Below are 7,213 nucleotides of genomic sequence, written 5' to 3'. Positions count from 1 at the left end.
CACCCACCGGTCCGCCCATCCACCGATCCGCCGGTCCGGCCGCCTCGCGGCCGGACCCCCCGTTCGTCCCCCTTTCACTGTCTTTCACTGTCGGCACACCCTTGCAGGAGGAAACCCATGAGACGTTCCTGGTCGGTGCCCTCGGCGGCACTCGCGGCCGTCGCGCTGCTCGCCGGCTGCGGGGGAGGCGGCCCGGGCTCGGGCGGCGGCAAGATCAGCGATGACGGCATCACCCTCGGCGTACTGACCGACCTGTCCGGTGTCTACGCCGACCTCGCCGGGCCGAACACCGTCAAGGCGGTCGAGATGGCCGTCGACGACTTCAAGAAGAAGTACGGCGACAAGGCCGTCACCAAGAACATCTCGGTCATCTCCGCCGACCACCAGAACAAGCCGGAGATCGCCAACACCAAGGCGCGCGAGATGTACGACCGCAAGAAGACCGACGCGATCTTCGACGTGCCGACGTCCTCCGCCGCCCTCGCGGTCGCCACCATCGCCGGGCAGTCCAAGCGGCTGTACTTCAACATCGGTGCGGCGACGACCGAGCTGAACGGCAAGAGCTGCAACAAGTACACCTACGGATGGGCCTACGACGCCTACATGCTCGCCAACGGCACCGGCACCGAGGTGACGCAGCACGGCGACGAGAACTGGTACCTGATCTACCCGGACTACGCCTTCGGCCAGGACATGCAGGCGAAGTTCAGCACCGCGATCGAGGGCGCCGGCGGCAAGGTGGTCGGCAAGGACGCGACCCCCTTCCCGAACGACAACTTCTCGACCTTCCTGCTGAAGGCCTCCGCCCACAAGCCGAAACCGGATGTCGTGGGCGTGATGCAGGCCGGCGGCGACCTGGTCAACGTGGTCAAGCAGTACCAGCAGTTCAAGCTCAAGGACAAGGACATCGCGCTGGCCGTCGGCCTGATGTTCGACACCGACATCAAGTCGATCGGCCAGAAGAACCTCGCCGGGACGAGGTACACCACCGCCTGGTTCTGGAACATGGACGACAAGGCGAAGCAGTGGGCGGCGCGGTTCAAGGAGCGGACCGGGGTGACGCCCACCTTCGACCACGCCGCGAACTACTCGGCCGCGACCCAGTACCTGGAGGCGGTGCAGAAGGCCGGCACCGACAAGGCGGAGGACGTCACCAAGACCCTTGACGGGATGAAGTTCGACGACGTCTTCGCCCGCAACGGCGAGGTGCGCAAGGAGGACCACCGGCTCGTGCACGACGCCTACCTCGCGGAGGTCAGGGACCCCTCCGAGAGCACGGAGGAGGGCGATTTCACCAAGCTGGTGAAGACGATCCCCGCCGACAAGGCGTTCGCCGCGCCGTCCCCCGACTGCACGATGGGCTGACCCGCGAAACCCGCTGCCGCTCCCCGGCGGACACGCCGCCCGCCGGGGCCCGTCCCCGCACCCGCAGCCACCCGGCCGCGGGCCGCGTCCCTTCCCTCCGTCCGCTGACCACGGGAAAGACCACTCATGACAACGTTCCTGCAACAGGCGTTCAACGGCCTGGTCAGCGGCGGGTTCTACGCCCTGCTCGCGCTCGGCCTGGCCGTCATCTTCGGCATGCTGCGCGTGGTGAACTTCGCGCACGGCGCCCTCTACATGCTCGGCGCGTTCGGCGCCGTCGTGCTCTCCGACAGCCTCGGCCTCGGCTTCTGGTGGGCGCTGCTGATCGTGCCCCTCGTGCTGGCCGTCGCCGGCATGCTCGTCGAGCGGCTGCTCGTCCACCGTCTGGCGGCCCTGGACCCGCTCTACAACTTCCTGCTGACCTTCGGGATCGCCCTGGTCTGCCAGGACCTGATGCGGATGAAGTACGGCTCGCACTCCCAGCCGTACGCGGGCACGCCCTTCTCCGGCTCGCTCGACCTCGGCCTGTTCACCTTCCCCGCCTACCAGGTGTTCGTCCTGTGCGCGGCGGCCGTCGTGTGTCTCGCGGTGTGGCTGCTGCTCACCCGCACCCGGATCGGGACGGTGGTGCGCGCCGCGACCGAACGGCCCGAGACGACCCGGGCGTTCGGGATCGACACCGGTCGCTGGGTCACCCCCGTCTTCGGCTTCGGGGCCGGCCTGGCCGCGCTCGCCGGGGTGCTGGCCGCGCCCATGCGGGCGGTCAACTCCTCCATGGGAGCCGACCTGATCATCATCGTCTTCGCGGTCGTCGTCATCGGCGGCCTCGGCTCGATCCCCGGGGCCGTCGCCGCCGGGTTCCTCATCGGGATGCTGCAGGCGCTCGGCAACCTCTACGTCCCCGTCCTGTCCCAGACCTCCGTCTACCTGCTCATGGCCGTGGTCCTGCTGGTCCGCCCGGCCGGCCTGTTCGGCAAGGAGGAGCACGCGTGATCCGCTTCATCGTCACCCGGCTGGAGGGGCACCCCGCGTGGGTCCGGTGGGGCCTGCTCGCCGCCGGGCTGCTGCTCGCCTTCGGGCTGCCCTGGACGCTGTACCCGCCGGTGGCCACCGACATCCTGTGCTGGGCCCTGTTCGCCGTGGCGTTCGACCTGCTGCTCGGACACGCCGGACTGCTGTCCTTCGGCCATGCCGCGTTCTGGGGGACCTCGGCGTACGCCACCGGCCTGATCGCCATCCACTCCGGACTGCCGTTCTACGCCGCCGTGCTCTGCGGCGCGGTGGCCGCCGCGGTCCTCGCCGTGCCGATCGGCTTCCTCGGGGTGCGGCGCAGCGGTATCTACTTCGCCATGGTCACCCTGGCCTTCGCCCAGATGGTGTACTTCATCGCCAACCAGTGGAGCGGCCTCACCGGCGGGGAGAACGGTCTGCAGGGCATACCCCGGGCGCTGCCCGGAGTGGACCTGTCCGACTCCTTCGTCTTCTACTACGCGGCGCTGCCGGTGGTGCTGCTCGGCCTGCTCGCGGCCTGGCGGATCGTGCACTCCCCGTTCGGCCGGGTCATCGCCGCCGTCCGGGACAACCCGGCCCGGGCCCGCGCCCTCGGCTACTCCGTCGACCTGTACAAGGTGGTGATCTTCACCATCTCCGCCTTCCTGTCCGGGCTCGCCGGCGGGCTCTACGCGGTCAACCACGGCTTCGCCTCGCTGCAGGAGGTGTACTGGACCACCTCGGGCAAGGTCGTCGTGATGACCGTCCTCGGCGGCATCGGCACCCTGTGGGGCAGCCTGATCGGCGCCGGGGTGATCGTCCGGCTGGAGGACTGGCTCGCCACGGCCGGTTTCGACGAGGTCGGCCTGGTCACGGGCGGGATCTTCATCGTCGTGGTCATGCTCTTCCGCCGGGGTCTGTGGGGCACCGTCACTCATCTCCTGCGCCGCCGCTTCGGGGTATCGTCCGAGGACACCGGTGAGAAACGCCGCCCCGAACCCGACCGCGAGACTCCGTCGCAGCCCGTCGCGCCATAAGGCGTCCGCCGTGTCCGATGCCGGCCGCTCCGGCTCAGCCGTTCCGTCGTAGGGGAGGTCCCATGGCCGCGGCCCCGCCCGGGATCGTCCTCGGAGTCGAATCCGTCGGCAGACTGCTGCGGCTGCTGCTGCGCGAGAACGCGGTCGTCCACGAGTACGAGGCGGTCCTCGGCGGTGTCCCCGCCGACACCGCCGAGCTGCTTCGTCCGCTGGTCGACGACGCGCTGCGGGTCCGCGCCAGACTCGACGAGCGCCGCCGCCGCGAGGCGGAGCTCGCCGCGCTGTACGAGACGGCGGGCGACCTGTCCTCGCTGCGGGACCTGGAGGCGGTGCTGCAGGCGATCGTCCGGCGGGCCCGCGCCCTGCTGGACACCGACGCCGCCTATCTGATGCTCAACGACCCCGTCCGCGGCGACACCTACATGCGGGTCACGGACGGGATCCGCACCGACGCCTTCAAAAGGGGGCGCTTGGCGCTGGGCGCCGGTCTCGGCGGGCTGGTCGCCAAGACCGGCGTCCCCTACAACACCGCCGACTACCTCAACGACCGGCGCTTCGAGCACACCGTCGACGACATGGTCGGCGGCGAGGGGCTGACGACCATTCAGGGGGTGCCGCTCACCCTCGGCAACAAGGTCATCGGTGTGCTGTTCGCCGCGAACCGGGACCACCGCGGGTTCTCCAGCCAGGAGGTGGCCCTGCTGATCTCGCTGGCCAACCAGGCGGCCATCGCCATCGAGAACGCCACCCTCTTCGAGGACGTACGCCGCGCGGTCGACGAGCTCACCGAGGCCAACGCCGTCATCCAGGCGCACAGCGAGTCCATCGAACGCGCCGCCGCCCTGCACGAGCGGCTGACCACCATCGTGCTGGACGGCGGCGGCATGTCCGACATCGCGGGCACGCTCGCGGAGTTCCTGGGCGGCAGCATCCTCGTCCTGGATCCGCGCGGGCGGGCCATGGCCGCCGCGGGCGAGGACCCGGTCGTGGAGCGGACCCGCGTCGAGGGCGCCCTGCCGCGGTCCTGGCCCCCGGAGGGCGCGGTCCGCGAGGCGTTCGTCCTCAGTACGGACTCGCGCCGCACCCGCCGGGTACCGTCGGACAGCGGCGGTGCCACGGTCTGCGCCACACCGATCGCGGCGGGCGGCGAGGCGCTCGGGGTGCTGGTCCTGCTCCGCGACCGCGTGGGCGCCTCCCACGTCCGCTCGCTGGAGCGCGCCGCACAGGTCACCGCGCTGATGCTGCTCAGCGAGCGCACCGTCGCCGAGGCCGAGCACCGGCTGCGCGGAGAGATCCTCGAGGACCTGCTCGGCTCCCCGCACCGCGACCCCGAAGGGCTGCGGCGGCGTGCCGCGCTGATGGGCCTCGACCTGGACAAGCCGTGCACCGTGCTCACCGCCCGCTGCCGCGACGGCCGTCACCGGCGCCGGATCGCGGACGCGGCGGCGCCGTTCGCCGTCCGGGCCGGGGGACTGGCCGGGGAGTACCGGGGCAATGTCGTGGTCCTGCTCCCCGGCGACGGCGACGGTGCCGGAGCCGCCGCGCGCGCCGCGGATCCCGCGGAGACCGCGCGGGACCTGGCCGAGCACCTGGCGAAGTCGTTGGACGCCCCGGTCACGGTCGGAGCGGCGGCGGCCTCGGCGACGGGAGTGGACCCGATCGTGGAGGCGCACCGGGACGCCGCCCGCTGCCTCGACGTGCTGCTCGCCCTCGGCCGCGACGGCGAGGGCGCCTCACCGACGGAACTCGGTGTCTACGGGCTGCTGTTCCACAAGACCGGCCGCGACGAGCTGCGCCGCTTCGTCGACCGCACCATCGGCGCGGTGCTCGAGTACGACGCCCGGCGCCGCAGCGACCTGGTGCGCACCCTGCTGACGTACTTCGCCTGCGACGGCAACCTCAACCGCACCGCGGCCGCCCTGTACGTGCACGTCAACACGCTGTACCAGCGCGTCGACCGGATCACGGCGCTGCTCGGCCCGCAGTGGCGCCACAGCGACCAGGCCCTGCAGGTACACCTCGCGCTGAAGGTGCACTCCGTGCTCAGCACCGAGTAGGCCCGGGCCGTCGCTCCGGACAGCGGCCCCGGCAGCAGCACCGGTCCGGCCACGCGGACGGGGACGAGGCCACCCGCGAGGCGACAGTGCGCCGGCCTGATCCCGGCTCAGGACGCGCGAGTGACGACGAGGACCGGCAGGCGCCGGGGAGTTCGCGTTCGGCGAAGGTGACAGGGCCGATCGGTCCCTTCCCGGCGCCCGCACGGCTGCTACTTCTTGTGGCAGCCCCACTTGCCGTTGACCTTGGTGTAGTGCTCGCCCTTCGGGCACTTCTTGTGGTGCGGCGTCATCGTGGGAGACGGCTTGGCTGCGTGAGGGCTTGCGGCCACTGTGGCGTTCGCCGGTGCCGCGAGAGCGGTGCCCGCAGAGGCCACTGCCGCTCCGCCGGCGAGCATGCCCGCGGCGAGGGTGGTGGCCAGAGTGCGTGTGATCCTGCTTCGCATGATCGGCAGCCTTTCTGTAGTCGGCGTTGCCTCCTACATTCGATTCTTGGTGCCGTTCTCCCCGGACCGCATCTCGATCATCAACGTACCCGCCGGACAGGAGAGTTCCGCCGCGTCTTCGAAGCAGGACGGGCCCGATTCGGCAGCGGCCGGGCGGATCACACCACGCCGCTCTCCCACCACCACGAACCGGAGCCGTACGAGGGGTACTGGACGCGGCTGTCGACGTGCTGCCACGAGTGGGTGTACGCCTCGAGGCCGGAGAAACCGCAGGTCTCGGCGATCCTGTAGGTCTGCAGGGTGCTGTGGCCGGAGACCACGATGTCCGCGGCCACGCCGTAGACGTGCATGCTGTTGGACGCGCCGCCCACCGAAGCGTTGTGCGCGGTGCTGCGGAAGCCGGAGTTGATCGTGATCGCGCTGTTGCCGGCCTTCTTGCGCACCGCCTCCAGCTTGTACATCAGCCGGCGCACGTTCTCCTTGACCTGCGCGGATCCGACCTTGCCGCCGTTGAATCCGGAGCCGTCCTTGGAGTGGAACTCGCTCCAGTCGAAGTGGGCGGTCGATCCGTCGCCGCTCTCCAGGCCGTTGAGCACGCTCTGGGTCTGCGGGCCGACGACACCGTCCGCGCTCAGGCCGTAGGCGGACTGGAAGCGTTTGACGGCGGCGGCCGTGGCCGGGCCGAAGTCGCCGTCCCAGGCGACGTACGTCTGCTGGGCACTGGAGGCGGCCCAGCCGCCGACGCGGATCTGCAGTTCCACCACGTCCGAGCCGGAAGCGCCCTGCTGGAGGGTGCGGGTCCAGCCGTAGGCCGAGGCGGTGCCCGCCAAGGCGACGTTGCCGGCCGCCGCCAAGCCGAGCGCGGCCGTCATGCCTGCCGCGCTGCGGAGCAGAGTGCGGCGGTCGATGCTTCGATGGGGGTGTCGAGACGGGTTCACGGAAGTCTCCTGGTTCTGTCGGGAGGACGACAGCGCGAACCAACTCTCCTCATCATGAGGTGAGTTGACGCGCGTAAAACCGTAAGGGGTTGATTGACATGTCCGCAACGATCTGACGGATGAGAGCGGTGGGAATGCTTTTGTGGTCGCTCGCAACCAATTCCCCGGCATCTCTGACGTCCAAGTCCGCGCTTCGCTAGGCTTCCCGCCATACCTGCAGATCAGGGGTGACGGAGTGTCGGAACCGCAGCACACCGGGAGGGCCACCGTCGTGGACGGACGCGATCGGCTGGGAAAACCCCTGTACGAGCGCGAGAGCGAAGTGACCGCCGCTCAGGGCGCGGTGGAGGCGATCTGCGCGGGCGGACAGCACGGTGCAGCCG

General features: G+C 70.4%; 6 protein-coding genes. 4 read left to right on the top strand and 2 right to left on the bottom strand.

Annotation, left to right across the window (positions count from 1 at the left end):
• Nucleotides 1–117: 117 nt before the first annotated feature.
• The 4 genes from C1I97_RS27140 to C1I97_RS27125 all read left to right on the top strand — a co-directional run bounded on the left by C1I97_RS27140 (nt 118) and on the right by C1I97_RS27125 (nt 5,449).
• Nucleotides 118–1,365, top strand: a complete 1,248-nt coding sequence (locus C1I97_RS27140) for an ABC transporter substrate-binding protein (protein WP_111005782.1) — start codon at nt 118–120, stop codon at nt 1,363–1,365.
• Nucleotides 1,366–1,491: 126 nt separating this feature from the next.
• The gene (locus C1I97_RS27135; RefSeq protein WP_111005781.1) at nt 1,492–2,358 is read left to right on the top strand and encodes a branched-chain amino acid ABC transporter permease; all 867 of its coding nucleotides are present in this window, start codon (nt 1,492–1,494) and stop codon (nt 2,356–2,358) included.
• Nucleotides 2,355–3,392, top strand: a complete 1,038-nt coding sequence (locus C1I97_RS27130) for a branched-chain amino acid ABC transporter permease (RefSeq protein WP_111005780.1) — start codon at nt 2,355–2,357, stop codon at nt 3,390–3,392. The genes C1I97_RS27135 and C1I97_RS27130 overlap by 4 nt, the downstream gene beginning before the upstream one ends.
• A 62-nt stretch (nt 3,393–3,454) precedes the next feature.
• Complete coding sequence (locus tag C1I97_RS27125) at nt 3,455–5,449, top strand: helix-turn-helix domain-containing protein (protein ID WP_111005779.1); 1,995 nt, start codon at nt 3,455–3,457, stop codon at nt 5,447–5,449.
• Between the two features lie 209 nt (nt 5,450–5,658).
• Here C1I97_RS27125 and C1I97_RS39370 read toward each other — a convergent pair whose 3' ends face one another.
• Both C1I97_RS39370 and C1I97_RS42530 read right to left on the bottom strand, forming a co-directional pair.
• Nucleotides 5,659–5,892, bottom strand: coding sequence for a hypothetical protein (locus C1I97_RS39370; protein WP_146608305.1), 234 nt, complete (start codon nt 5,890–5,892; stop codon nt 5,659–5,661).
• A gap of 158 nt (nt 5,893–6,050) precedes the next feature.
• The gene (locus C1I97_RS42530; RefSeq protein ID WP_309147830.1) at nt 6,051–6,830 is read right to left on the bottom strand and encodes a D-Ala-D-Ala carboxypeptidase family metallohydrolase; all 780 of its coding nucleotides are present in this window, start codon (nt 6,828–6,830) and stop codon (nt 6,051–6,053) included.
• Nucleotides 6,831–7,213 lie beyond the last annotated feature (383 nt).

The organism is Streptomyces sp. NTH33, from assembly GCF_003236365.1.
In the GTDB taxonomy this organism is placed as follows: domain Bacteria; phylum Actinomycetota; class Actinomycetes; order Streptomycetales; family Streptomycetaceae; genus Streptomyces.
The sequence above is the reverse complement of the archived record's forward strand: the minus strand, read 5'-3'. Positions and strand labels throughout refer to the sequence as shown.